23 protein-coding genes and 3 pseudogenes are annotated in these 25,089 nt (G+C 35.2%); 6 read left to right on the forward strand and 20 right to left on the reverse strand.

Translation table 11 applies throughout. The annotated features are described in order from the left end of the window. Window positions 1–124 precede the first annotated feature (124 nt). From DI487_RS13040 to DI487_RS13050, 3 genes are read right to left on the reverse strand one after another with little or no spacing between them, the layout of a single operon-like run. Window positions 125–703 (reverse strand): PAS domain-containing protein, encoded by a 579-nt coding sequence (locus DI487_RS13040; protein WP_109570029.1) that lies wholly within the window; start codon window positions 701–703, stop codon window positions 125–127. 27 nt (window positions 704–730) lie between these two features. Continuing rightward, window positions 731–1,537, reverse strand: coding sequence for a formylglycine-generating enzyme family protein (locus DI487_RS13045; RefSeq protein ID WP_109570030.1), 807 nt, complete (start codon window positions 1,535–1,537; stop codon window positions 731–733). A 39-nt stretch (window positions 1,538–1,576) separates the two neighbouring features. Beyond that, window positions 1,577–1,951: a hypothetical protein gene (locus DI487_RS13050; protein ID WP_109570031.1), complete on the reverse strand. Its 375-nt coding sequence runs from the start codon at window positions 1,949–1,951 to the stop codon at window positions 1,577–1,579. Window positions 1,952–2,229: 278 nt separating this feature from the next. Here DI487_RS13050 and DI487_RS13055 point away from each other — a divergent pair, with 278 nt between their 5' ends. Further along, window positions 2,230–2,856: a hypothetical protein gene (locus DI487_RS13055; protein ID WP_109570032.1), complete on the forward strand. Its 627-nt coding sequence runs from the start codon at window positions 2,230–2,232 to the stop codon at window positions 2,854–2,856. An 11-nt stretch (window positions 2,857–2,867) separates the two neighbouring features. Here the strand turns inward: DI487_RS13055 and DI487_RS13060 are convergent, their stop codons facing one another. From DI487_RS13060 to DI487_RS13090, 6 genes are all read right to left on the reverse strand, one after another. Further along, window positions 2,868–3,191 carry a DUF4870 domain-containing protein gene (locus DI487_RS13060; RefSeq protein WP_109570033.1) on the reverse strand — a complete coding sequence of 108 codons (324 nt, stop codon included), beginning with the start codon at window positions 3,189–3,191 and terminating at the stop codon, window positions 2,868–2,870. A 34-nt stretch (window positions 3,192–3,225) separates the two neighbouring features. Beyond that, window positions 3,226–4,491, reverse strand: a complete 1,266-nt coding sequence (locus tag DI487_RS13065) for a dihydroorotase (protein WP_109570034.1) — start codon at window positions 4,489–4,491, stop codon at window positions 3,226–3,228. After that, window positions 4,488–4,928, reverse strand: coding sequence for a hypothetical protein (locus tag DI487_RS13070; protein WP_109570035.1), 441 nt, complete (start codon window positions 4,926–4,928; stop codon window positions 4,488–4,490). The genes DI487_RS13065 and DI487_RS13070 overlap by 4 nt, the downstream gene beginning before the upstream one ends. Window positions 4,929–5,035: 107 nt before the next feature. Then, window positions 5,036–6,424, reverse strand: a complete 1,389-nt coding sequence (locus DI487_RS13075) for a vWA domain-containing protein (RefSeq protein WP_109570036.1) — start codon at window positions 6,422–6,424, stop codon at window positions 5,036–5,038. Between the two features lie 329 nt (window positions 6,425–6,753). Beyond that, complete coding sequence (locus tag DI487_RS13085; protein WP_109570038.1) at window positions 6,754–7,143, reverse strand: DUF1456 family protein; 390 nt, start codon at window positions 7,141–7,143, stop codon at window positions 6,754–6,756. A 176-nt stretch (window positions 7,144–7,319) separates the two neighbouring features. Beyond that, window positions 7,320–8,786 (reverse strand): hypothetical protein, encoded by a 1,467-nt coding sequence (locus DI487_RS13090; protein WP_109570039.1) that lies wholly within the window; start codon window positions 8,784–8,786, stop codon window positions 7,320–7,322. A 125-nt stretch (window positions 8,787–8,911) separates the two neighbouring features. Between DI487_RS13090 and DI487_RS13095 the strand changes: the two genes are divergently transcribed. Then, window positions 8,912–9,349: an excinuclease ABC subunit B gene (locus tag DI487_RS13095; RefSeq protein ID WP_245896400.1), complete on the forward strand. Its 438-nt coding sequence runs from the start codon at window positions 8,912–8,914 to the stop codon at window positions 9,347–9,349. Window positions 9,350–9,378: 29 nt separating this feature from the next. On the opposite strand, the gene DI487_RS16720 is transcribed toward DI487_RS13095, so the two are convergent. Both DI487_RS16720 and DI487_RS16725 read right to left on the reverse strand, forming a co-directional pair. Next, a complete protein-coding gene (locus DI487_RS16720) occupies window positions 9,379–10,632 on the reverse strand; it encodes a helicase-related protein (protein WP_394335981.1) in 1,254 nt (417 codons plus the stop codon). A 54-nt stretch (window positions 10,633–10,686) separates the two neighbouring features. Continuing rightward, a pseudogene (locus DI487_RS16725) lies at window positions 10,687–11,366 on the reverse strand (DEAD/DEAH box helicase family protein); the annotation flags it as partial. Between the two features lie 111 nt (window positions 11,367–11,477). Between DI487_RS16725 and DI487_RS13105 the strand changes: the two are divergent. Further along, on the forward strand, window positions 11,478–12,653 hold the full coding sequence (locus tag DI487_RS13105) for a M28 family peptidase (RefSeq protein ID WP_109570041.1): 1,176 nt from the start codon (window positions 11,478–11,480) through the stop codon (window positions 12,651–12,653). Between the two features lie 29 nt (window positions 12,654–12,682). Here the strand turns inward: DI487_RS13105 and DI487_RS13110 are convergent, their stop codons facing one another. The 4 genes from DI487_RS13110 to DI487_RS13125 are packed head-to-tail and all read right to left on the reverse strand — an operon-like array spanning window position 12,683 to window position 17,837. Beyond that, the gene (locus tag DI487_RS13110) at window positions 12,683–13,894 is read right to left on the reverse strand and encodes an acyloxyacyl hydrolase (protein ID WP_109570042.1); all 1,212 of its coding nucleotides are present in this window, start codon (window positions 13,892–13,894) and stop codon (window positions 12,683–12,685) included. Between the two features lie 13 nt (window positions 13,895–13,907). Next, a complete protein-coding gene (locus DI487_RS13115; protein WP_109570043.1) occupies window positions 13,908–14,570 on the reverse strand; it encodes a thiamine diphosphokinase in 663 nt (220 codons plus the stop codon). A gap of 46 nt (window positions 14,571–14,616) precedes the next feature. Then, the gene (locus tag DI487_RS13120) at window positions 14,617–15,456 is read right to left on the reverse strand and encodes a DUF4249 family protein (protein WP_109570044.1); all 840 of its coding nucleotides are present in this window, start codon (window positions 15,454–15,456) and stop codon (window positions 14,617–14,619) included. 2 nt (window positions 15,457–15,458) lie between these two features. Continuing rightward, window positions 15,459–17,837: a TonB-dependent receptor gene (locus tag DI487_RS13125; protein ID WP_109570045.1), complete on the reverse strand. Its 2,379-nt coding sequence runs from the start codon at window positions 17,835–17,837 to the stop codon at window positions 15,459–15,461. Window positions 17,838–18,042: 205 nt separating this feature from the next. Between DI487_RS13125 and DI487_RS13130 the strand changes: the two genes are divergently transcribed. Then, window positions 18,043–18,630 (forward strand): hypothetical protein, encoded by a 588-nt coding sequence (locus tag DI487_RS13130; protein ID WP_109570046.1) that lies wholly within the window; start codon window positions 18,043–18,045, stop codon window positions 18,628–18,630. 79 nt (window positions 18,631–18,709) lie between these two features. On the opposite strand, the gene DI487_RS13135 is transcribed toward DI487_RS13130, so the two are convergent. From DI487_RS13135 to DI487_RS13145, 3 genes are all read right to left on the reverse strand, one after another. Continuing rightward, window positions 18,710–20,932 (reverse strand): NADP-dependent isocitrate dehydrogenase, encoded by a 2,223-nt coding sequence (locus tag DI487_RS13135; RefSeq protein WP_109570047.1) that lies wholly within the window; start codon window positions 20,930–20,932, stop codon window positions 18,710–18,712. A gap of 239 nt (window positions 20,933–21,171) precedes the next feature. After that, entirely contained in the window at window positions 21,172–21,522 is a 351-nt protein-coding gene (gene rplS, locus DI487_RS13140; protein ID WP_109570048.1) for a 50S ribosomal protein L19, read from the reverse strand. Between the two features lie 214 nt (window positions 21,523–21,736). Then, a complete protein-coding gene (locus tag DI487_RS13145; protein WP_109570049.1) occupies window positions 21,737–22,642 on the reverse strand; it encodes an AraC family transcriptional regulator in 906 nt (301 codons plus the stop codon). A gap of 151 nt (window positions 22,643–22,793) precedes the next feature. On the opposite strand from DI487_RS13145, the pseudogene DI487_RS16355 reads away from it, so the two are divergent. Further along, window positions 22,794–23,131 (forward strand): annotated as a pseudogene (locus tag DI487_RS16355) (alcohol dehydrogenase catalytic domain-containing protein); the annotation flags it as partial. 189 nt (window positions 23,132–23,320) lie between these two features. Further along, window positions 23,321–23,824 (forward strand): zinc-binding dehydrogenase, encoded by a 504-nt coding sequence (locus tag DI487_RS16360; protein WP_245896572.1) that lies wholly within the window; start codon window positions 23,321–23,323, stop codon window positions 23,822–23,824. Window positions 23,825–23,884: 60 nt separating this feature from the next. On the opposite strand, the pseudogene trmD reads toward DI487_RS16360, so the two are convergent. Both trmD and DI487_RS13160 read right to left on the reverse strand, forming a co-directional pair. After that, window positions 23,885–24,498 (reverse strand): annotated as a pseudogene (gene trmD / locus DI487_RS13155) (tRNA (guanosine(37)-N1)-methyltransferase TrmD). Window positions 24,499–24,624: 126 nt separating this feature from the next. Further along, window positions 24,625–25,029 carry a hypothetical protein gene (locus DI487_RS13160; protein WP_146193472.1) on the reverse strand — a complete coding sequence of 135 codons (405 nt, stop codon included), beginning with the start codon at window positions 25,027–25,029 and terminating at the stop codon, window positions 24,625–24,627. Window positions 25,030–25,089: the final 60 nt, after the last annotated feature.

A 25,089-nucleotide genomic window follows, 5' to 3' on the forward strand; every position in this document is an offset into this window, starting at 1 on the left:
TCGCAAAAGTAATTAAAAAAGCAAAATGAAAAAAAGTCCAGACTATTAACGAAGGTATTTTGCACCAAATCTCGTTGTGTTAATAGAATGGACTATAATAGGAAGTTTTATGATAGGGGGGGGGTTAGCTAAATAAGCTATTCCAAAAAGATTTTTTTTCTGTAGCCTTCTTCTCTTCTTTTTTGTCAGAAGATTTTAATATTGAAGTTAAAAATTCATCATAAGTTTGTTTTTGCTCGTCTAAAAAACCTGCGAAATAAGCCATTGAAGCATCTAATCCTTTAGTATCTTCAATGTTCTTAATTTTTTTATAGACACCTTCTATTTTGCTTATCACTTCGGGAGTAACAGCCTTTCTTCTGGCCATGTATCCGTTAATGTCGCCTTCGGTATCTTTGAAAAAATCATACTGGGTAATGATCCAATAATATTTTCCGTCTTTTGCTTTGTTCTTAATAATGGCATGAAAGTCTTTGCCTTGTTTAAGATTTTCCCAAAGCATTCTGAAAATAGCTTTTGGCATATCAGGATGTCTGATAATATTATGAGGCTGTCCCAGAAGTTCACTTTCTTCATAGCCACTAACATTAACGAATGCTGAATTTACATAGTTGATAATTCCTATTCTATTGGTTTTACTTACGAGTTCTAAGGTTTTGTCCCAGTTTACTTCGATATTTACAGGTTCAACATTTGTTCTCATATTGTTTCTGTTTTTTTTGTTTTTTACTTAATCTGCATTCCGTGCAAGACGAAATCCGAAAAAATCATTTTCTATAAAGGGTTTGGCTGCCCAACGATTTGCTACTCTTAAAGAATAGGTTCTGCTATCCCAGGAGCCTCCGCGTAAACATCTTTCAGTTCCGTTTTCCGGACCACTGGGGTTGTTTTTCGTTTCTGTTAAGTAGAAATCCCTGTTGTACCAATCCCAACACCATTCCCAAGCGTTTCCGGACATGTCGTAAAGACCTAATTCATTCGGGAGTTTTGTCCCTACAACGTTAGGTGATTTGGCATTTTTGTTATACCATGCGACTTTGTCAAGAGTGTTGCTTCCTGAGAATTTGTAACCTTTTGATAACTTTCCTCCTTTAGCCGCGTATTCCCATTCTGCTTCTGTGGGAAGTCTGTAGCCATTAGCTTTGAGATCTCTGACCCAAACAGTGCCGACTCTCTTGTAAACTGGTTTAAACTTATGTTTTTTACTAAGCCAGTTGCAATACTTGATAGCGTCAGTCCAACTAATGTTGGTTATGGGATGATGATTAAGAGGATTCCAGTTTCTGAAGTTTGGCATTTTGATTTTATTCGCCAAAGCGTAGATTTTCCATTCGGCTAATGTGACTTCATATTTACCGATGTAAAACGAATTTAATTCTACATCGTGATCTAATTGTTCGTCACCTTCAATGGAACTGTTTTTTTTGGTTCCCATTCTGAATTCTCCACCTTCCACAAGAATTAAATCAGGTATAGATTGAGAAAAAGAATTGGTAGATATAAGTAAAGAACAGATAGCAGTAAGAATTATCTTCATTAGATTAATGGGTTAATTAGCTAGTTTTAAAGTGTAATTTTATAGGTTGTCTTTCAATGTTTTCTTGTATTTGTTTAACAAGGCCATTGTCATACCTAAGTTTGCTTTTGTGCTATCTACAGCTAAGTAAACAAAATAAGCGCCGTCTTCAGCAAGGTCAATAATGTGGATTTGGTTGTTTAGGTTTACCAGAATGTTTTCTAATTTGCTGTCCAGGCCTAATGCTTTAATAGCAGTCATTTTTGCTTTTGCTACTTCTAAGTTGTAAACAGAAGCAATTGCGGGATCAAAAGAAGGAACGGCACTATCAGAACCGTATAATACGCCTGTTTTAACGTCTGCTACAGCTGTTGCAATGTACCCTGGCGTGTTTGTTTTCACTTCTTCGATGAAAGTTTTGATAAAATCTGACATAATACTTAATTTAAATTAATATTTAGGTTAATATTTTTTTAGTGTTTAATAGCTTTTTAAAATATTTAAATTATAAGTTTGATTCTTAAAACAGTATTTTGGAAATTTTAATGCTTTTGTATAATTTTCATTTTTTAATTTTTCCTTAATTTGTTGACTTTTCACAAAAAGCATTTGCACATTAGCTAAATTTGCTTTATATGAATTTTGGACAAATATATAAACAAGTGGTTAATTATCAATAATAATTATAAAAAAATGAATAAAAAATATTTACAATGATTTTACCTAAAGAAAATGCAAGAATTCGCAAAGTGATAGAACATTTCTGTAACGGAAATGAGCTACAATTTAGTAGAGAAATAGGAATAAGTCAGCCGAGGATTAACAGATTATTTACAAAAGACCCTAGAAACGGAAGGTATCCTGTGGTAACATTTAATATAGTTAAATCCATTCTTGAGAGATTTAAAGATGTTTCGTCAGACTGGTTGGTAACCGGTCAGGGAGAAATGTTGCGAAAGCAAAATGAAAAAGAGTATGAGCCGAGTTTATATCTCCCTTTGTTAAATTATCAACATTTTTATAAAAATGGAAATGAAAATGATTTAGTATCAGGAGATTATATAATAAGTAAGCTTAAAAGTTTCGGAGTTGAATTTTTAGTCGAAAATAAAAAATCAATTTATGGGTGTAAAGAAGTTTCTGTGAATACTTTTATAATCTATGGTAGGCAATATGTTTTATATACGGATCAAGGGATACTGATAAAAAGATTATATGCTGTAGAAGGCGAAGACGAAAAGTTAAAATGTGTCGGTGAATATGACGAAACAGCTTTTAAGATCGATAAAAAATTAATAAAAAAACTTGCCATTATTATTGGCAAGTTAGAATATTATTAAGATAAATGAAATTATAAATTTTTAAAAAACTTTTGATAGAAATCTCCCACGATAGGAACTATTCTTTTTTCATTGTTCAGACACCCTAAGAAGCCATAGATCCAAAGAATGAAAATAAATAACCAAAAGGCAGAGGAAACCATCCAACTGTTAAAGTAACCGATAGGATAGCCTAATAAAAAGAAAGTTAAAAAAATACCTAAAGCCTGTCGGATATGAAAACTGGCAAAATTGCTTTTGTTTTCGTCCTGATTCATGAAAATAGCAATTACACTACCGATAATGGTAATATAACTTATAATCGCCGTGTTTTTCCCTTTTTCAATATCGTTCATAATGTGTTGTATTTTTTAGTTTTTAGTATAGAAGTTAAATAGAGAAGTTGATTTCTGGTTTTCCGTTGTTGTAAATTCCTATACTTCTTCCTTTCATTTTTTGACCTAAAAAAGCAGAGTTCTTAGACTTTGAAAGGATATTTTCTTTTTCGAAGTTCCAGTTTTCTACCGTAGTAAACAAACTGATCTCAGCTTTATTATCAGTATTGATGGTATGCTGAGACAAACCAAACACTTTTTTACCAGCTGTTAGTTTAGAAATCACGACTTCTAACGGTAAGATACTTAATAGAGCCCCGAAAGCACTTTCTAAGCCAATGGTTCCGTCTTTAGCCAGATCAAATTCTAATTTTTTATGTTCAATGTCTAAAGGATTGTGGTCTGAGGTAATGCAATCTATTGTTCCGTCTAAAACGGCTTCTATAAGTACTTTTCGGGTAGCTTCGTCACGTAGCGGAGGTAAAACTTTATAACGAGAGTCAAAATTATCCAGAACCATGTCGTTATGGATAAGGTTGTGAACGGCTACACTACAACTTATATTTAATCCTTTAGCTTTTGCTTCTTTAATAAGCTGAACGGATTCTTGCGTGGAAATAGTCGGAATATGCATTTTACCGCCTGTATATTCCAACAGATATAAATTGCGGGCTACATGCAAGGCTTCTGCTAAAGCAGGAATACCTTTTAATCCCAGTTTGGTTGAAGTGACCCCTTCGTGAACAATACCTTTTCCTTTAACGGAGTTGTCCTGACAAAAGCTGATAACCAAACTATCAAAATCCTGAACATATTGCAAAGCGATTTTTTGAACATTAGCATTTTGAATTGCTTTTTGATAATCTCCGAAAGCAATAGCACCTGCATTTTTCATATCGTAAAGTTCAGCTAAGTCTGTTCCTTCACTGTTGATCGTTAAAGAGCCTATCGGATAAAGCGATGTTGCTTGATCCTGAGCTTTGTCTAAGACGAACTTCACTAAGGCCTGGTTGTCAATAACAGGATGGCTGTTAGGTTGTAAAGCAACACCGGTAAAACCACTTAAAGCAGCTGTTTTTAAACCGTTAGCAATGGTTTCTCGATCTTCATAACCCGGTTCTCCGAAAGAAACAGAAGTGTCAAACCAACCTTGTGATGCGTGCAGGTCAGGAATATTGATCTCAGTAGTATCGTTATCTTTGGATAAGTTATTGCCGATCTCAATGAATTTACCATCTTGAATTTTAAGATCGACCTTTTGATTGTGAAAAGGGCTTTCAGGATCAATAATGGTGACATTTTTTATTAAAACCGTTGTCATTTTACAAATTTTTGGATTAGTAGTTCAATAAATAAAAGAAGTAGTGTTGTTATAATAAACCATTTCCATAAACCGGTATCGTTTCTTTCGGAGTCCAACTCGTTAAGTGCAGTTGATACGGAGTTTATTTTGGTAAAGGTATCAAAAAATGAAGAATTGATCTTTTGCAGATCGCTTTCTGTTCTGGGATAGTTAAAACTTACATTGGCTAATGTATCCTGTCCGTGTACAATGGAATAATTCCTTGCTTGTTCGGGATAATCACCAAAGCTGATCTTTACTTTAGTATTCAGAACTTGTTGTAAAGGGATAAAGCTGTAAGATTCGTTCTGTACCGATAAAACCTGATCTTTTCCTATACCGGTCTCAATGAACAATTGTTCGTTTTGTCCGATGGTATAGTGCGTTTGAGCTGTTCCTGAATTGTATTGTGCCATGTTGTAAAAAGTAGGTACAATTAAAGGGGAGTTTTGGAAATTAGACAGCTTTTTGTTTATAGGCGCTGAAAAGATAAAGGCATTTCCTTTTTTATTTGTAATCCAACTTAAAAAAGGGATTGGTCTTCAAAGGATAAAATGGAAGAAATAGTACCCGAAACTGGAAAATACGTCTGAACATTAGGATACTGAAAATTATGGATCTTTTTTTCGAAGACATTTTTATACAAAGGATGTTCAAAATGAATTTCTGTGATCAGTTTTTCATTTTGTTGTAATTCGTTAACTCTCAGGTTTCCTAATTGGCTTAGCAATGTATTCAGGTTCTGGACGTTACTGTTTTCGCTCGGAATGATGATTAGATTGCCACCTTTTTCATAAAAAGCAAGTAAAGTATTGCTTAAGGAAGGGGTAATGTTTTCCGGTTCGTTTATGATGATCGTATGCTGCTGCTCAATACTACTGAAATCCAGTTGGTCGAGAGTCGTTTCGGTTAGTTGGAATTCGTCCGGAGTAATGATCTTGCGGATGAAATTATTTTTTTCAGGTGTACCAATAACTAAAACATTTAATTTTTTAGGTTTGCTCAGACTGAAGTAAAAGGTATTGTCATACGGCAGGCTGTTGTCTTCAAGAATAGCTTTTCCTTTGAAATCTTTTTTCGGTACGTTTATTTTAAGAACCTTTTCGTTTTTGTCATCTTCAAAAGAAATTGTAGATTTTGCAACGCTTTCACCTGAATCACTAACAATAGAGAAGAGGATATTATCGGTTACGTTTCCGTTTTTGGAAAGAGAAACGGATATCTCGTAGAAAGAATCCGTAATAGCAGAGATAGAAATGTTGTCAATACTGCAATTAGCACTATTCTCAGCTTTCGGAAAAATTCCGTAAAGGGTTCCTTTTTGCACTAAATCAGTTGTTTTTTCAGACGATACATCTACGCCATCAGTTATAAAAATATAATCCTTAGTAGTATTCGGTTTTTTATTTTCAACTTGCGACAACAAATAATCCGGTTGAAAAGAGTATGACGTGTATTGTAAGTTCTGTAATTCTTTCAGAATGCTTTTAGGGGTAATATCCCAAAAACTTTTTGACGGACTTACTATGGAAACCGTTTGGTTCTCCGGAATGTTTTCTAAAATATCCTGAATGCTTTTTTTCAGGAGTTCGCCCTCAGAACCTTTCGCCTGCATGGAAAATGAGTTGTCGACCAGTAAGATCAATTCGTTATTTTGAGCCTTTGAGTCCTTAGCCGGTAGAAATGGTTGGGCAAAGGCAAAGATCAAGGCCGCAAGCAATAATAGGCGAGTGGCAAGCAATAGCCATTTTTTGATCGAACTGCTTTTTCGGGTCTGTAATTGCAGTTCTTTTAAAAGCTTAACATTGGTGAAGTATTCTTTTTTGAACTTTCTAAGTTGAAATAAATGCACTAAAATTGGTATAACCAAAAGAAAAAGGAAATATAGAATTTCAGGATGTTTGAATTGCATTTACTTAGTTTTTCACTAAAAGATATAATTGCCAAAAATACGAAAAGAAATGAAACAGATGTTTACTACAGTGCATAAAAATTCTAAAAAACACTATGGTTCGTTTCTGTTTTTTTCTTCTTCATTATTTTGAATGCAATCAAAAAGAACAAACTTAACGGAAAAATGAAGATGCTGTAAATTGTAAAGAAATGAAGCATGAACCCTGTAAAGGTCAGAAACAACAGAAAGTATATAATGTACAGAAAACCAAGCTTTAGTCTTCCTTTAGCATATCCGTCAAAGAACAGGATTAATACAGGAATAACACTAATACTGAATAAGAGCATTTATTCGGGATTGTTTTTCTTTTTACCGTTTTTAAATTTAATGTTTTGTAGTATGGGCTTATTTTTTGGAGCAACACTTTTCTTAATTGCTTTTTTAGGTTGCGGTTTTTGTAGCGGTTTTTGTTTATTCTGATTTACTTCAGTTAATACTTCCATCGGGTTCTTTGGCTCTTCTTTGGTTCCACGTAGATAAATGACTAAACCATTTAGAAAGTTTCGCAATACCTGATCTCCGCAATCCATGTATTTAGGGTGTTTTTCATCTCTGAAAAAATTGCCTAATTCTCCTTTTGACATTCTAAAATCAACTAATTTTAAAATTTCTACAATTTGATCATCTCGTAGTTGTAGTGCTACTCTTAGTTTTTTTAAAACGTCATTATTATTCATTCTGTTTCTTTTAGGAAAGGCTTTTCTGCCAATGGATTTTTGGCAAAGGTAAGTATATTTTTAAATGAAAGATAAAAAAACAACTGTTGAACGTCTTAAAGAAGAGTGTTGTTATGGTTATAGAGTGAAAATGTTCTCTAAGTAAAAGTTCAACAGTTGTATGGAATAATTGGCAGTTAGTTTCCGATTACATACCAATTAGTTCCATTGCTTTGAATCATGTAGCGTTCTCCGGCCGCTAATGCTGTGATAGTACTGTTTGTAGCATCGTCAAAAAGACTTCCGCTTAAACAGCTTATCGTTTTAGAGCTTATGCCGGGAATACCTATTAAGACCAATATTTTTCCGTTAACGGTTGCCGGATCCGGCAAAACAATAGAAGAAACGGAATTGCTGATTCGTAATGTATAGTCATTTGCCGTAACGTTATAGGTACCGGAACTGACAGTGCTGATACTCTGAATAGAGCTGACACTGCTTGGATTGGACCAACTCACATTGCCACTGCCATCAGTAACCATGATTTGTCCGTCAGTACCTCTTGATAACGGTAAAATATAATTGTTAGTACTGGTTGTTCCAATGGAAACTCTTCCTAAGAAATAACCTGCATAACCAGTTGATTTTAAAGCGGCTGAGTAAACTCCGTAGTGTATACCACCGGCACTACTGTCTACATAATTGTAAGTCCCGTATTTATCACCTGAACCCGAACCGGAAATCATATTCTGAACACCGTATTTAGTGTTGTTTCCGTTTCCGCCTACTTCAAATAAAGCTCCGTGAAAAACGCCTGAACCGTTTTTAGCGTTATCAATGTAAACTCCGGTATTATTCCCGTTACCGGTACCTCTGAATTCAATATTGATCCCGTAATGAGCGGCACTATTCGTTCCTGCAAAACGAGTAAACAAACCGTTTTGTACTCCAGTTGACGGAGCACTGATCAGGTTGTATACTCCTGTAACAGGTCCGCTTCCGGCTAAGAATTCATTGTATAAACCTCTTTTTTCACCTGAACCGGAATGGTTTAATATATTGTGTACGCCACCAACGACACTTGCATTAGCTGTTCCGGTTAAATTATTTTCAAGGCCATAAGCTGAGTTACCGGCTACAGTAAATGCAGTTTTTATAGCGGATGCTGCGGTAGCACTCGTATTGGTCCTTGTGACTAATAAAGTGGAATTGTTCGTGTCTGTAGTTTCGGAAATATCTAATTGGGTTGTAGCCGTATTCTTACCAATAGCAGTATTACCAATGTGAAACATAGAGTCGTTAATGTCATCCGGTGCTGTTAAGGTTCCCTCTTCAAACCAATCAGCATCCTGATATCCTCCTATAGAAGTGCCGGTTACGAATGGAATCCAGTCCGGAACAGTATTGTCCCAATAATAGAAACCAGGCGATTTCGCACCACTTGTGTTTAATAACTGAATCAACATACCGTGTTGATTAACAGTAGGGTTCGCAGTAGGTAAGCTGTTTAATCTCGTAATGATCAAACCATCGCTATTGGTGGGGTTAGCGGGGTTTGAAGCAGCGATTTCTAATTGAGCATTTGGGGACGTTGTACCAATACCAACTTGAGTGTAGCCGTAGCTGATACTCAAAATGGTAACTAGAGTAATTAAATGCTTCATAGAAAATTTATTTATTTGTTACCGATTACATTTTGTTAAAGAACTATAGTAAAGCTACAATTTTGTTAAAGAAATGAATTCATTTTATCGATTAACTGCCGTAAATAATTGTTGAAATCAAAAAAATGTTTATTTTAGTTAAAAATCTTTGTGAAATTATGGACAGTACTTATCAGGAAAAGATAGGATTGCTACAAGAAATGATTGCTTTTTCACTTGTTGACGGAGAACTGCATGATCGTGAGTTTGACTTTATCATGGTTATTGCCAGTGAATTAGAGGTGGATAAAGAAACGGTTTTTAAGTTGTTTGACAAGAAACAGGAGAAAGTAGTAATAAAAGATGAATTTAACAGAGTGTGCCAGTTTTACCGCTTAGCTTTGTTAATGCATTGTGATGGTGTATTGCATGAAAGAGAACAAATAAAAATAAATGAAATAGGAATTAATATGGGGTTGAATCCTTATGCGATGAAGCGTGTATTGCATTTGATGAAGGAATCCCCTACACGAATGGTTGACGGAGAAACTCTTTTATCTGTCTTTAGTGAGCAACACAATTAAAAGGCATAACCATGGGTGCTTTTGAAATATTAAATTTTTTCCTGTAATGCTTTTATTTCATCTCTGAGCTTTGCGGCTTGCATAAAGTCTAAATCTTTAGCCGCCTTTTCCATAGCTTTTCGTTTTTCCCGGATGCGTTTTTCAATTTCGGTTTTTGAAAGGTATTCGGTCTCTTTTTCAGCCGCTTGATTTGCTTTGATCGCAAAATCTGATTCTACGTAATTGTTTTTCATTAACGGATTTTCAATCGATTTGTTCAATGCTTTAGGAACCAGATTGTGCTTTTGGTTGTAATTCATTTGTTTTTCGCGACGATAATTCGTCTCGTCAATCGTTCGTTGCATAGAATCTGTAATTTTGTCGGCATACATAATGGCTTTTCCGTTAACGTTACGCGCTGCACGACCAACAGTTTGTGTTAGCGAACGGTGGCTGCGTAAGAAGCCTTCTTTATCAGCATCTAAAATGGCAACCAAAGAAACTTCAGGTAAATCCAAACCTTCCCGTAATAAGTTGACACCAATTAATACATCAAACAAACCTTTGCGCAGGTCTTGCATGATCTCTACACGTTCCAAAGTATCAATGTCACTATGGACATAACGGCAACGAATAGCAACTTTGGTTAAATATTTAGCTAATTCTTCGGCCATACGTTTGGTTAAAGTGGTGACCAAAACTCTTTCATCAACTTCAACTCTTTGTTGAATTTCTTCAATCAGATCGTCGATCTGGTTGGCACTTGGGCGGACTTCTATAATAGGATCCAGTAGACCTGTAGGGCGAATAACTTGTTCCACATAGATACCTTCTGATTTTTTCAGTTCGTAATCTGCCGGAGTAGCGGAAACATAAACCACCTGATTTTGTAAACTTTCGAACTCTTCAAACTTTAACGGACGATTATCCATAGCTGCCGGTAATCGGAAACCATATTCCACTAAGTTCTCTTTACGGCTTCGGTCTCCGCCATACATCGCGTGAACCTGAGAAATGGTAACGTGACTTTCGTCAATGACCATTAGATAATCATCAGGGAAATAATCTAAAAGGCAGAAAGGACGAGTTCCGGGAGCTCTTCCGTCTAAATAGCGGGAATAGTTCTCAATACCCGAACAATATCCTAGTTCACGGATCATTTCCAAATCAAAATTGGTTCGTTCTTCTAATCGTTTGGCTTCTAAATGTTTGCCTATTTCTTTGAAATAATCGACTTGTTTAACTAAATCCTGTTGGATCTCCCAAATGGCTTTTTGCAATACATCAGGAGAAGTTACAAACATATTAGCCGGATAAATATTTAATTTTTCATAACGTTCAAGAACCTGAGAAGTTTTGGCATCAAAAGCCTCGATCTCTTCAATTTCATCCCGAAAAAATGAATACGGAACGGTTCATCGGCATAACTAGGGAAAACTTCAACGGTATCGCCTTTTATACGGAAAGTTCCGGGAAGGAAATCGGCTTCAGTTCGGGCATATAAACTTTGAACTAATCGGTGTAATAATTTGGTTCTGGAAATTTCTTGTCCGTTCTCAATAGAAATTACATTCTTTTGAAATTCTACCGGATTACCGATACCATATAAACAAGAGACGGACGCTACGACCAGAACATCTCTGCGTCCGGAGAGCAGAGCAGAAGTGGTGCTTAAACGCATTTTTTCCAGTTCATCATTGATGGAAAGGTCTTTTTCGATATAGGTTCCGGTAACAGGAATATAGGCTTCAGGCTGGTAATAGTCGTAATAAGATACGAAGTATTCTACAGCATTGTTCGGAAAAAATTGTTTGAATTCTGAATACAATTGAGCTGCTAACGTTTTGTTATGCGCTAAAACTAAAGTCGGGCGTTGTACTTCTTGAACAACATTAGCCATAGTAAATGTTTTTCCGGAACCGGTAACTCCTAAAAGAGTTTGGTACTTTTCACCATTAACGATACCGTCGGAAAGTTTTTTTATAGCTTGTGGCTGGTCACCTGTAGGCTGATATTCAGATACAACTTGGAATTTCATCTATTCGGAATAGTTTTTTGCAAATTTAAGCTAAACTTCTCAAAAGCAAATAAGACTTTGCGATTAAATGAAAAAGAGTATATTTGTTTCACCCTCAAAATAATATAACGTATGAAAAAAATATTGGTTTCTTCTATTTTATTGTTGTTGACTAACATGTCTTTTTCGCAAACTTTTGTTCAGGCTTATTCCGATATTGTGAATCAGGTTTCCCAAACGAATGTCACTAGTTATTTAACAGAATTTGAGGCATTAGGAATAAAAAGAAGAGGAACACAGCCTTTAGAAGATACCTATAACTGGCTTGTAAATAAATACCTAAGTTATGGCTATGTATCCGGACAAATGCAGGAAGATACTTTTACGGATGCAGGCTATACTTGTAAAAATCTGATTGTAACCAAAGTAGGAACGGTATATCCGAATACGTATGTGATTGTTTGCGGACATTACGATTCCATTGGAGGAACCGGAACTAATGATAACGGAAGCGGAACCGTGACCATTTTAGAAGCAGCCCGATTGTTGCAAAATGTAGATACGGAATATTCTATTAAATTTATTCATTTCAGCGGGGAAGAAGACGGTTTAGTAGGAAGCCAGCATTACGTTAATAACGTGGTCAATGCGACTACTCCTAAAATGGATATTCGTTTAGTTTTTAACATTGATGAAGTTGGCGGTGTAGCCGGAGTTACTAATAATACAATTACTTGTGAAAGAGATACGGGGAATCCTACGACAAACAATGCTGCGTCTACTACTGTTACCAATGAATTGATGACTTGTGTAGGTTTGTATTCGTCTTTAAATGCAAATTTATCATATGCTTATGCATCTGATTATATGCCTTTTGAGGATAATAATGAAATTATCACCGGTTTTTATGAGACCAATGAATCAACTCATCCGCATTCATCAACTGATCTATTCGTTAATATGGATCCGGTTTATAATTATAATGTAGCGAAAGCAGCAACCGGAGCTATTTTACATTTTGCAATTGCTACTACGGCATTATCGGGCAATACTTTTGATAATCCGTTAAAAGTGAGTTTTTTTCCTAATCCGGTAAAAGATTATTTAAACATTAATTTCGGTACTTTAACAAATAAAAAGTCAAACTTAAAAATTATCGATAGCAACGGGAGAATAGTTCTGGAACAGAATTTTGAGAATCCGAAGGTTGTAGAGAACATCTGTATTACTGATCTTTCTAAAGGAATGTATCTGGTTAAACTGGGATCAGGCGATCAATTTATTCAAAAGAAGATCATAATTCAATAAAACAAAATGCGTCTCGTTTCTGAGAAGACTTATTTTAAACAATAAGTATAACTTAGAGCCAATTCACTATAATCTGCCTGTCCTAAATTACTACAAATTGAAGCTCCGATTGACAGGTTGTGTTTAGGGGAGTTTTTTGTGTTTAAGAGGTAATATTTCAAACCGAGCTTTCCGGCAACGAATCGCTTTACGTTGTAATAACCACCAAGTGTTCCGACTTCATAGGAATTGGTTTCAGGAATATATTTTTCGTCGTTTAAACGATAATCTACTTTGTAAAAAGGCTTATCAATATTAAAGCCTAATTCAGCTTCAAAGGCAATATGATTTAATAAGAGTTCTCCATTGATGAATACTCCGTAAGTAGAAGAATTATAAAAGGCGTTTTTCTTTAATTCGGGATATTCTTCGTTAATTAGATAGCCTTCCGATTTGATATAATCATAATAACTTTCATAAAATCTGTAATATAATCCGATTCCTACTTTATAAGTGTTCTTATAAATTTTTCCATAAGAAAGAGCCACGGCATATACTTCTTTGTTTTTATTTTCTAATCGAGATAAAGAATGTTGTCCGATTCCGGTTCTGATAGAAAAGAACTTTACTGGTAGAGAACTGATAATAGAATCTTTTTCAAGGTTTACTTTTTCTTTCTGAAATTTAAAGTTTAGCCCTAAAAGAAAGGTGTTTAAACCATTGTTAGGCCATTTTACATGCCCATTAGAATGATGTGTATAACCTAAGCTGAGTCTTGTTTTTAAGTTGGAATTAGAAAACAGTGAATAGTATAAAAACATTCTGTAGGACCAAGTGAAATGGGTTGAAACCGCTTTGTTTGTCCAATTAGCACCATCATCATACGTTTTATCAAAATAAGAAACACCCATAGCAGTATTTAAAGCCAGTCCTTTGATTTTAGATTTCAGAAAAGGCAATTCAAGATAAGGTAAAAGAGAATAGGATGAACCGATAATCTGATTGTTACCGTAATTACTGTATTCAAAGGTAAGTCCTGTTTCCGGATGGTTTAATTCTTGAGACCAGGCAAGATCGGAATTGTGTTTTTTTCCGATGGAAAGGCTGGCAGTCTGATTTGCTTTTAATTCAGGAAAAAAGCTGTTTGCGGGTGAGGTTCTCCCTATTCCGTATTCTCCGTTAACGACAATTTGTGAGTAGACATTACTTAAATTAAGCAATATGAAGAACAGTATGAGTGTAAGATTGTAGTTTTGCTTCATAAAATAGTTTATGTTAATCCCAACATTCCATTAATAAAAGATCGCCTTGTTGGTGTTCAATAACTACAATTCCATCTTCAGTAGTATGATTACTGCTTCCGGTTCTGTATCCTATAGTTAATTCATCGTCTTTTAAAGGATAAAAAAGGTTTTGAGAGTGTATACCGCTTACTTTTCCAATGGGAATTAAAGAAAGCGGTGTGTTTTTCGGATACCATTTTTGAAATTTCTGAGGAAGAAGAAAAATCTTAGAGTGGTCATCTAAAATGACTATTTTTAAGGAATTACGGTAGCGAACAATATTTGTGATGTTCGTAATCGTGTGATCGGCTCTTTTTCCGGTGGCCCAAATAACATTTACAGCTTGGTGCCCTTTTTCAATAAGGAAATCAAACGCTTTTTCCAGATCTGTTTTATCTTGGTCCGGTGTGTGAATTATTTCTAAAGGGTACTGAGAATCTTTGTAGGAACCCGAATCAAAATCACGGTCAAAATCTCCTAATAAGACATCTACTTTTACACCTAATTCTAAAACTCTGTCCATTGCTGAGTCCAGAACTATTACATAAGGAGACCACTCCAGTAATTGCCCCATTAGTTCGATGCTGCAAGAAGCACCGTTAGCAATGATTAATGCCGGTTCCTGATCGTCGCGTACAATATGATGTGAAGACATTTAAGAATTTAGAATTAGCCGTTTAGAATTGCGAAATTAGCAATAATTATTCAACTATGTAATTCATTGTGTCAATTTCTGATAATCTGAAAAACCCTAAAGCATAATTGTCAAAATCAGTCTGGTTCACCAGATTTCCCCGTACGGTAGCCGGTGGTGTTTGAAAAGGGCTTCCGCTGTTATCTCCGGCAATACTCAATAAAATGTTCATGTAATTGTAATAGGTCTCAGAAATTCCTTGAAGTGTACAGGTAACATCATCACCCGCCTGCATGTCTTCATTAATATAAAGACCGAACATTTGATTTCCCTGAAAAAATTCATCATCAACGACTGCATATTCGGGTAGGGAAGTAAAACTACCGGTAAACTGGATCAGGTAAAAGTTATCTTCATTTCCGTTGTCTTGAAAGAAAAACTTAAGTTCTATTTCATCTCCGGTAAAACCGCCATTATCATTTTGAGAAACACTATCAATAGTAGGAACAGCTTTTAATGTTTCTGTAGCAGTGTAAATTTCTCCGTTATAGTTTACGGTTAATGTATAGATCCCGTCAATTGTCGGAATAAAATTTCCGCAAATATATTGCCCCGTTCCCGGATTTTCGGTAAAGTTAAACTGATTACTGTTTTCATCCGTGATGTAAACAGTTGCACCTGAAACTTTAGGGACATCTGTAGTGTAGTAATCTCCCGTAGTCGTTAAATAAATGATTTGTTCGTTTCCGGAAGTTCCTTTTTGCCATTTGATAGAGGCATCTACAACTAATTTTGGAGGAGCTGTATCCAGATCAACATTAACAACATCTTCACAACTGATTAAACTCAAAAGGATCAGTAAAAGCGGAAGAAAAAAGCTTACTATTTTATAAATAATTTTAACCATGACTAAAATTTAAAATTATAGGTTACACTAGGAACAATACCGAAAATCGACAATCGAACAGCTTCGTTTTGTCCGGAATCCTGATTTTGTCTGAAACTGATGGAAGCCGCATTTTTTCTGCTGTATAAATTATAGATTCCGAATACCCATTCGCCGTACCAATTTCTGTTTTTATTTTTGCTAGGAACCAAAGTCGCCGAAACATCTAAACGATGATAAGCTGGCAAACGATCTTCATTTCGTAAACCGTAGGTCGGCACAGTAATACCCTGATACTGATATTGTCCATTAGGATAGGTAACAGGTTGTCCGCTTTGTAGTGTAAAGATGCTGCTAAAACTCCATTTACTGTTTAGTTGATACATCGCTGTAACGGAAAGGTTATGTAGTTTATCCCAACCGGTTTTGTACCATTCTCCATTGTTGATCCCAGTTTCATTAGCCGTTCTTCCCGGAGTTCGTTGTTCAGAACGTGAAAGCGTGTAGGATACCCAGCCTGTCAGGTTGCCATTGTTTTTTCGAGCTAACAGTTCCAATCCATAGGCCCTGGCTTCTCCTTTTAAAACGACTTGTTCAATATCATCATTCGCAATTAGGTCGGCACCGTCAATATAATCCAATCTGTTTTTTACTTTTTTATAGAAAGTTTCTGCTTCTAAAGTGTAATCTCCGTTCTTAATATTTCTGAAATATCCCAATGCTACCTGATCTAAAATCTGTGGTTTCAGGTAATCGTCACTTGGTGCCCAAACATCCAGTGGAGTAGGAGATTGTGTATTAGAGATCAGATGTAGATACTGTGTCATTCGGTTATAGCTGGCTTTTACCGAACTGTTTTCGTTTAGTGTATAAGCCAATGAGAAACGCGGTTCTAAGTATCCGAATTGCGAAATAATATCATTTTTGCCATATTTTTGAGTGCCGACGGGTGTCGCTTTCTCGTAAATTTGATAAGCTTCATTGAAGATAACAGCTTCGTTATTTGCATATAAATTGATCTCTTCATCTCCTAGGCGATAGAATTTACTATAACGGAGACCGTAGTTCACGGTTAGTTTTTTTGAGATCTTTTGTTCGATATCAGCATAAATTGAAGGCTCAAAAGCATATTTTTTAGCCAATTGATCCGGATTGATTCCTGAATCAGTACCAGTCGGCTCTATTTTTCCGGGATTGAAATCATAGTAGATCGCATTAGCACCGTAGAATAATTTGATCTTATCGGAAAGATAATGTTTGAAATCGTATTTCAGATTGTAATTCTTTATGCCGCTATCCCAATTGAATCCTATAAAGTCTAAGGTTAAACCGTAATAGTAATCACTGTAAATAACTGATAGGTTAGAGAATAATTTTTCGGAGAATAAATGATTCCACCTTAAGTTGAAAACAGAATTACCGTAGGTGTTTTTAAATTGGTCATTGAGACTGAATACATCTCTGCCGAAATATCCGGAAACAAATAAACTATTGTTGTCATTTAATTGATAGCTCAGTTTGGTATTTAAGTCATAAAAGTAAGCAGAATTGTTGTTTCCGGTCATTTTAAGGAACAAGTGAGCGTATGAGCTTCTTCCGGCAACTAAAAACGAGCCTTTGTCTTTAACAATAGGACCTTCTGCTAATAGCCGACTGGAGATCAGTCCGATTCCGCCGTTCATGTGAAAGTCGGAATTGTTTCCGTCTTTTTGGTAAATTTCTAAGACAGAAGCAACCCGTCCGCCGAAACGGGCAGGAATTCCTCCTTTGTATAGTTTGATATCTTTTATGGCATCTGTATTAAAAACAGAAAAGAAGCCGAACAAGTGAGAGGAATTGTAAAGTGTAGCTTCGTCCAGTAAAATTAAATTTTGATCGGCTGCACCGCCACGGACATTGAATCCGGATTGCCCTTCACCGGCATTGGTAACGCCGGGTAGTGTCAGTATGGATTTCAGTACGTCAGTTTCTCCTAAAACCACCGGCATTTTTTTGATGGTAGCTGCGGTTATTTTATGAGTACTCATTTCCGGTTTTTGAATATTGACTTTATTCGGATTTTCAGTAACTATAATTTCCTGGAGATTCTGTAGCGATTCTTTTAGATTAATATTGATCTTCTTGTTTTTATTCAAATTGATTTTTTGAGTAAAATCACCAAAACCAATATAACTAACCCATAATGTGTATTCGCCTTCAGGCAAGGTTAGCGAATAAAAACCGTATTCATTTGTAGTGGTTCCGGTTTTTAATTCTGTAATAGCAATGGTAACACCAATGAGTGTTTCTCCTGATAGACTGTCTTTTACTGTTCCGCTTATCGTGAATTTTTCCTGAGAATAACTGATAAATCCGATAAAAAAGAATAAAAAAATACTAACTTGCCTAATGTTTGTCAACATGGTATATTTTTTGAGTTACAAATTTGACGATTAATATTGCTTTTTGTTTCAAAACAATTGTTAATCATTGGTTAATTTGTGGTAAAATAGACTGCTTTTAAATAGATTTGTTTTAAAAATAGGTATTGATGAAAAATCAATTAGTATTTGTGTTTTTTTAGTTACTGCTTCGGTTTTTGCCCAGATCGATACTAAAAAAGAATCTTTGAACTTAGACCTTAGGCTGCCAAGTAGCAGTACTAATTCTTTTGATGGTTCTTCTTTGCCAAGTCTGGATTATAAAAGCCCTTTTGAAAATAATGACGATAATATTTTAAAAAGATATTCGATATTAAATAAGAAAGAGGAAACTAAAAGTGTCTTTGATAAGACGACTGATTTTAAGAATCCGGGAGATGAGGTAAAGGATAAATTGAATGGAGAGATCAACAGAGACGGAGATTGGGAAGACGTCTTCTTCGGTAAATTTGTGGTGCATACCTCGTCAATTATAGTGAAGATGAGGGATTATATGGATCCGGACGGGGACAGAGTAAGAATCATGTTGAATGCGGAAACCATGTATTCAAATGAGCTTTTAGAGGGGCATTATAACACCTATATTATTAATCTGAGAGAAGGAGATAATTTAGTTAACATTATGGCTCTTAATCAAGGGCTTGCAGGACCTAATACAGCAAACTTTGCGATCTACGATGCTAATGAAAATTTGATTACAGCTAACGATTGGAATTTAAAAACAGGAGTTTCGGCAAAATTTACTATAGAATATGTTAAACCGATGGATGAGTAAACTCACTCTTATCCTTTAAAAAAATAAAAACGGCTTCTGATTTCAGAAGCCGTTTTTTTATAAATTGAGAATTTTATTCTTAATTCAATTTTGCTAAGATAGCATTAAAAGTCTCGCTAGGACGCATTGCTTTAGTGGTCAATTCTTCATTCGGGTGATAATAACCGCCAATATTTTGCGCTTTACCTTGAGCGGCAATCAACTCTTCGTTGATCTTAGCTTCGTTTGCATTTAATTCAGCAGCGATCGGAGCAAATTTAGCTTTCAATTCAGCGTCTTTATCCTGATTAGCCAAAGCGTTAGCCCAGTATAATGCTAAATAGAAGTGAGAACCTCTGTTATCAATTCCGCCAATTTTACGAGCAGGAGATTTGTCGTTCTCTAAGAACTTTTCAGTAGCATCGTCTAAAGTTTCAGAAAGGACTAAAGCTTTAGCATTGTTGTACAAATTTCCTAAATGTTCGTAAGAAACGCCAAGAGCTAAAAATTCACCTAGAGAATCCCAACGCAAATAGCCTTCCTGCAAGAATTGTTCAATATGTTTAGGAGCTGATCCTCCGGCACCTGTTTCAAACAAACCGCCACCATTCATCAATGGTACAATTGAAAGCATTTTAGCAGAAGTACCAACCTCTAAAATAGGGAATAAGTCTGTTAAATAGTCACGTAAAACGTTTCCGGTAACAGAAATAGTATCTAAACCTTTTACGATTCTTTCTAAAGAGAATTTAGTAGCATCAACAGGGTTCATAATGCGGATGTCTAATCCGGTTGTATCGTAATCTTTTAAATAAGTATTTACTTTTTTGATCAGTTCTCTGTCATGAGCTCTGTTTTCGTCTAACCAGAAAATAGCAGGAACTCCCGTAGCTTTAGCTCTGTTCACAGCTAGTTTTACCCAGTCTTGAATAGGCGCATCTTTTGTTTGGCACATTCTGAAAATATCTCCGGCTTCAACTTTTTGTTCCATTAAAGTATTTCCTTCTGCATTTTTTACCGCTACGGTACCATTTGCAGTCATTTGGAATGTTTTGTCATGAGAACCATATTCTTCAGCTTTTTGAGCCATCAAACCTACATTAGGAACACTTCCCATAGTTTTTGGATCTAAAGCTCCGTTTTCTTTACAAAAATCGATAGTTGCCTGATAAACGCCTGCATAACATCTGTCCGGAATATTGGCTTTTGTATCTTGTGATTTACCTTCTTTATTCCACATTTGCCCTGAATTACGGATCATGGCAGGCATTGAAGCATCTACAATTACATCTGAAGGAACATTTAAGTTCGTAATACCTTTATCAGAATTTACCATAGCTAAATCCGGACCATTTGCAATAGCCTCGTTTATAGCTGTTTTGATTTCCTCTTCTTTGGCATGTCCGGCAATTTTAGCATACACATCGCCTAAACCGTTACGAGTATCTACACCTAATTCTTCAAACAGGTCATTGTATTTGGCAAAAACATCTTTGAAATATACTTCAACAAAAGCACCGAACATGATCGGATCAGATACTTTCATCATTGTAGCTTTTAAGTGAACAGAAAATAAAACACCTTTGGCTTTTGCATCTTCTACTTGTTCAGAAATGAATTTTTTCAAAGCTTTCATGCTCATTACAGCAGAATCAATAACCTCTCCTGCTTTTAAAGGAGCAGCGGCTTTTAAAGTGGTAGTGTTTCCGTTCTCATCAGTAAATTCAATGGCAAAGCTATTGGCTTCATTAACAGTAACTGATTTTTCAGAACCATAAAAATCACCTTCTTCCATGTGAGAAACATGTGATTTAGAATCTTTTGACCAAGCTCCCATAGAGTGCGGATGAGCTTTAGCATAATTTTTAACGGCTTTAGGCGCACGACGGTCAGAGTTTCCTTCACGTAATACAGGATTAACTGCAGAACCTAATACTTTAGCATATTTAGCTTTAATTGCTTTTTCTTCGTCATTTTTTGGTTCTTCCGGAAAATTAGGAACAGCATATCCTTGTGATTGTAATTCTGTAATAGCTGCTTTTAATTGCGGAACAGATGCAGAAATATTCGGTAGTTTAATGATATTAGCCTCCGGAGTGGTTGCCAGTTGTCCTAATTCACTTAAAGCATCATTAACTTTTTGATCGTCTTTTAAGAACTCGGGAAAATTAGCTAAAATTCTTCCTGCTAAAGAGATGTTTCTTGTGTCTAAAGTAATGTTGGCAGGTTTAGAAAAGGCTTGTACAATCGGTAAAAATGAATGTGTGGCTAACATAGGAGCCTCATCGGTAATCGTATAGATGATTTTTGGTTGATTTGACATGAAAATTTATTTTTAAGTTTGTTTGTTTTTTAAGAATTTCAAAAGAAAATCTCGCAAATATAACAATTTTACAGTGAATTTCAGACGAATAGCTCTCGAAAACGATTGAATTGAGAATATGATAATTTATAAGGAATATTTTTTGAAATCCTTAATTTTAAGAAGGTGAAAAGTGCTTAAAATAAAAAAGTCTCAACAATGTTGAGACTTTTTTATTTTTTTCGAAAGAGAAAAACAGATTATCTTCTTCTTTCTTTAATTTTTGCTTTTTTACCGGTAAGTTCTCTGAAGTAGAAGATACGAGCTCTACGAACTTTACCTCTTTGATTCACTTCGATTTTTTGTAAAGCCGGCATATTGATAGGGAAGATACGCTCAACACCTACTGATCCGGACATTTTACGGATAGTGAAAGTTTCAGTTAAACCAGCACCTCTTTTTTGGATTACAACTCCTTTGAAGAACTGAGTTCTTGTTTTTTCACCCTCTTTAATTTCGTAATACACAGTAATTGTGTCCCCCGAATTAAATTCAGGAAAATCTTTTTTTGCTACAAATTCGCTTTGTACGAAATCAACTAAATTAGCCATTTTATTTAATATAAAAGTTTGATTCAGAATAACATATCACGTCTTTCGCCAGAGGTTAGTCCAAATGTGGGTGCAAATATATAAAAAAAATTGAATTCTTAATTTTGAATTCTTAATTTTTTACATCAGTTCGTGAATTTAAGTTCAAAATCGATTCTTTTTCAGAAGAAAATAAATATCTGAGGTTGTTGTGAATAGGACCTCAATTTTAAAATTATTCTTTCATAAAACGCATTTTATATTCACTGGGAGAAATTAATTCTACTCGTTTAAAAATTCTATTGAAATAAGAAGGGCTGTTAAATCCGCATTCCATATAAATTTCTTTGATCTGCTTTTTAGGATCTCTTAATAATTCAGTGGCTAATTTTATACGTTCATTATTAATAAAATCGATAGGAGAAAGGTTCAATTCGTTTTTAAAAACCCTATAAAAATGCGATTCACTCATATAAGCTTTGTTACTCAATTCTTTGATCGTAAGGTTTTTGTCTAAATTTTGTCGGATATAATCAACAATAAAGGCTAATCGGTTATTTGTAGCTAACGATTTAGAGTCGTTGACTAACTGGCTTCTGGTTTCAGCCTGTAAAATTCTGATGACTAATTCTCGTAGCATAAAATCAGCGAAGATGTCTTTAGAACGGTGATTTTCAGTGAAAAGAAATAATAATCGTTCAATAATTTGCTGAATAGCCATATCATTGGTAAAATGGAAATTATAATCCTTAAATTCCCATTCACCGTCTATTTTAGCTCTTCTTTCATTCATGTCGTCAATGGTTTTCCTAATCATTTCTTCAGAAATAGTCATTGCCAAACATTTTGTAGGCGTATCTAAACTTGCTTCAGGAAAATCAACGGTCATCAGTTCATTTGCAGGTAAAATTAATGATTCGCCGGGCAAAAAATCAAAAGAGTCCATTCCTCTGAGATGCATTACTTTTTTACCCTCAAACATAGTTGCTAAAACCGGATGCCTGAACTTTAATAAAAAATTCTTCTCCGTTTGATGGGTTTCAAAAATGTGCATTTCGGCACTATTTAAAGTATGAGAGGTTTTGTTCTCAACCCAAGTTTCTAATTTTCGATTTTGATATATTTTGTCTGTAATGTTCATTAAAAAATGAAAGTTAAACTTAAATTAAAGTACGGAATATAAAAATTAAAAAAATGATAGAATTGTGATATATTTTAGTAGAATACTTCAAATTCTTCTCTAAAGTTACTGATATTTTTACATAAATGAAAAAAATATTCTTATGAAAGCAATGGTATATTATGGCGATCATAACATTAAGTTAGAGGAAAAGCCAAAACCGACGATCCTGAAACCAACAGACGTGATTGTAAAAGTTTTAAAAACAACGATTTGTGGTACAGATCTAGGAATTTACAAAGGTAAAAACCCGGAAATAGCCAGTGGCCGGATTTTAGGGCATGAAGGAGTAGGGATTATAGAAGAAGTTGGAAGTAGTGTAAGCCAATTTAAAGCAGGGACAAAGTACTTATTTCTTGTATCTCAGCATGTGGATCTTGTTCCTATTGTAAAAAACAAATGTATTCGCATTGTAAAGATGGCGGATGGATTTTAGGGTATATGATAGACGGTGTTCAGGCAGAATACGTACGTATTCCTCATGCAGATAACAGCTTGCATAAAATTCCGTCAACTATTGATGATGAAACGGCTGTTTTGTTAAGCGATATTTTACCTACCGGACATGAAATCGGAGTGCAATACGGAAATGTTAAACCGGGTGATGAAATTGCTATTGTAGGAGCAGGACCTGTTGGAATGTCAGCCTTATTGACAGCTCAGTTTTATTCGCCTTCTAAAATTATAATGATAGATTTGGATGAAAACCGTTTGGAAATGGCAAAAGAATTAGGCGCTACACATAGTATTAATTCCGGAAGTGAGAACGTAGAAGAGGTTATCAAAAAAATAGTAGAAGAAGAGGGAGTAGATGTAGCGATCGAGGCAGTAGGTATTCCGCAAACTTGGGATATTTGTCAAAAAATAGTGAAACCGGGCGGACATATTGCTAATGTAGGGGTTCATGGTAAAAAAGTAGACTTTGAAATTGAAAAGTTATGGATAAAGAACCTGACCATTACTACAGGTTTAGTAAATACGAATACAACACCAATGTTGCTTAAAGCGGCAGCGACCAATAAATTACCACTGAAAAAAATGATCACTCATCATTTTAAACTGGATGAACTTGAGCATGCTTATCAGGTTTTTCTGGATGGTGCAAAAGAAAAAGCAATTAAAATTATCATTTCAAATGAATAAAAAAAATCCCGACTTTTCAGTCGGGATTTTTTATAAGTTAATAAGTTTCAATTTAGAAATTTACTCTTCTAACAGATCAGGTCTTCGTTCTTTGGTGTGCTCATAGGCTTTTTGTTCACGCCATTTTTCGATCTCCGGAAAATTACCGCTTAATAAGATATCAGGAACCTTTAGGCCTTTGTATTCTGCCGGACGTGTATAAATAGGATGTGACAATAAATTATCCTGAAAACTATCTGTCAGAGCAGAGGTTTCATCACTTAAAACACCGGGAATTAAGCGAATGATCGAATCACACAATACAATAGCTCCGATCTCCCGCCACTCAGTACATAATCACCGATAGAGATTTCTTTAGTGATGTGCATATCCCGAACTCTTTGGTCAACACCTTTGTAATGTCCGCATAGAATAATGATATTTTCCAACATTGACATGGAATTAGCCATTTTTTGATCGAGAGTTTCTCCGTCAGGTGTCATGTATATGATCTCGTCATAATGACGCTCACTTTTTAATTTGGAAATACACAGATCAATTGGCTCTACCATCATAACCATACCGGCACCGCCTCCGAACTGATAATCGTCTACGTTTTTATGCTTGTTAGTACTGTAATCTCTTAGATTATGAAAGTGTACCTCAACTAAACCTTTTTGAATGGCACGTTTCATGATAGAGCCTTCAAACGGGCTACGAAGCAGATCAGGTAAAACGGTGATGATATCAATGCGCATGGAAAAAATCTTTTACTGGCGCAAAGGTAAAACTTTAAAGTAAACTTACCTATTGAAACGGTATTATACTCCCAAATCACTTAAATGATTGTCAATATAATTCCAGACTAAATAGTTCCAATCGTTATAAGTCATTCTGCCCCAAAAAGGATGGTGCATGCGCATGATGGCATGTTTGCCTTGATTTCCGATGCGGTTGATCTTCTGGATCAGTTCTTCTTTGAGTTGCGATTTATTTGCTTCTTTAGGTGTTTTACGTTTGTAAAACCTTTGCGATTCATCATAAATAACTGATTTGATGAACTGATCTTTAAAAAAACGACACATGACTTTTCTGACTTGATCCACCTTAACGTCTTGTTTGCCGAAAGCAATGTCTAACTCTAAGAGAGATTGACGAAATAGCATTTCGGCAGTAAAATTACCGCTAATTGTTTTTGAATCTTCATCTAACAGATGTATTCTCATAATAATCTGTTTGTTATCAAGGGCGTTAAAAATACTTTTCATACACTTGATTTTTGTGTT

Source organism: Flavobacterium sediminis, assembly GCF_003148385.1.
Classification (GTDB): domain Bacteria; phylum Bacteroidota; class Bacteroidia; order Flavobacteriales; family Flavobacteriaceae; genus Flavobacterium; species Flavobacterium sediminis.

What these genes read in the sequence shown, in the direction of transcription:
- DI487_RS13040 (WP_109570029.1), bottom strand. Translation starts at nt 703, where the DNA reads ATGAGAACAAATGTTGAACCTGTAAATATCGAAGTAAACTGGGACAAA.
- DI487_RS13085 (WP_109570038.1), bottom strand. Translation starts at nt 7,143, where the DNA reads ATGAATAATAATGACGTTTTAAAAAAACTAAGAGTAGCACTACAACTA.
- DI487_RS16720 (WP_394335981.1), bottom strand. Translation starts at nt 10,632, where the DNA reads ATGTTTGTAACTTCTCCTGATGTATTGCAAAAAGCCATTTGGGAGATC.
- DI487_RS13115 (WP_109570043.1), bottom strand. Translation starts at nt 14,570, where the DNA reads ATGTCTTCACATCATATTGTACGCGACGATCAGGAACCGGCATTAATC.
- rplS (WP_109570048.1), bottom strand. Translation starts at nt 21,522, where the DNA reads ATGGCTAATTTAGTTGATTTCGTACAAAGCGAATTTGTAGCAAAAAAA.
- DI487_RS13160 (WP_146193472.1), bottom strand. Translation starts at nt 25,029, where the DNA reads ATGAGAATACATCTGTTAGATGAAGATTCAAAAACAATTAGCGGTAAT.
- DI487_RS16360 (WP_245896572.1), top strand. Translation starts at nt 23,321, where the DNA reads ATGTCAGCCTTATTGACAGCTCAGTTTTATTCGCCTTCTAAAATTATA.
- DI487_RS13145 (WP_109570049.1), bottom strand. Translation starts at nt 22,642, where the DNA reads ATGAACATTACAGACAAAATATATCAAAATCGAAAATTAGAAACTTGG.
- DI487_RS13110 (WP_109570042.1), bottom strand. Translation starts at nt 13,894, where the DNA reads ATGAAGCAAAACTACAATCTTACACTCATACTGTTCTTCATATTGCTT.
- DI487_RS13050 (WP_109570031.1), bottom strand. Translation starts at nt 1,951, where the DNA reads ATGTCAGATTTTATCAAAACTTTCATCGAAGAAGTGAAAACAAACACG.
- DI487_RS13105 (WP_109570041.1), top strand. Translation starts at nt 11,478, where the DNA reads ATGAAAAAAATATTGGTTTCTTCTATTTTATTGTTGTTGACTAACATG.
- DI487_RS13095 (WP_245896400.1), top strand. Translation starts at nt 8,912, where the DNA reads ATGTTTATTTTAGTTAAAAATCTTTGTGAAATTATGGACAGTACTTAT.
- DI487_RS13120 (WP_109570044.1), bottom strand. Translation starts at nt 15,456, where the DNA reads ATGGTTAAAATTATTTATAAAATAGTAAGCTTTTTTCTTCCGCTTTTA.
- DI487_RS13125 (WP_109570045.1), bottom strand. Translation starts at nt 17,837, where the DNA reads ATGTTGACAAACATTAGGCAAGTTAGTATTTTTTTATTCTTTTTTATC.
- DI487_RS13055 (WP_109570032.1), top strand. Translation starts at nt 2,230, where the DNA reads ATGATTTTACCTAAAGAAAATGCAAGAATTCGCAAAGTGATAGAACAT.
- DI487_RS13060 (WP_109570033.1), bottom strand. Translation starts at nt 3,191, where the DNA reads ATGAACGATATTGAAAAAGGGAAAAACACGGCGATTATAAGTTATATT.
- DI487_RS13090 (WP_109570039.1), bottom strand. Translation starts at nt 8,786, where the DNA reads ATGAAGCATTTAATTACTCTAGTTACCATTTTGAGTATCAGCTACGGC.
- DI487_RS13045 (WP_109570030.1), bottom strand. Translation starts at nt 1,537, where the DNA reads ATGAAGATAATTCTTACTGCTATCTGTTCTTTACTTATATCTACCAAT.
- DI487_RS13070 (WP_109570035.1), bottom strand. Translation starts at nt 4,928, where the DNA reads ATGGCACAATACAATTCAGGAACAGCTCAAACGCACTATACCATCGGA.
- DI487_RS13075 (WP_109570036.1), bottom strand. Translation starts at nt 6,424, where the DNA reads ATGCAATTCAAACATCCTGAAATTCTATATTTCCTTTTTCTTTTGGTT.
- DI487_RS13065 (WP_109570034.1), bottom strand. Translation starts at nt 4,491, where the DNA reads ATGACAACGGTTTTAATAAAAAATGTCACCATTATTGATCCTGAAAGC.
- DI487_RS13135 (WP_109570047.1), bottom strand. Translation starts at nt 20,932, where the DNA reads ATGTCAAATCAACCAAAAATCATCTATACGATTACCGATGAGGCTCCT.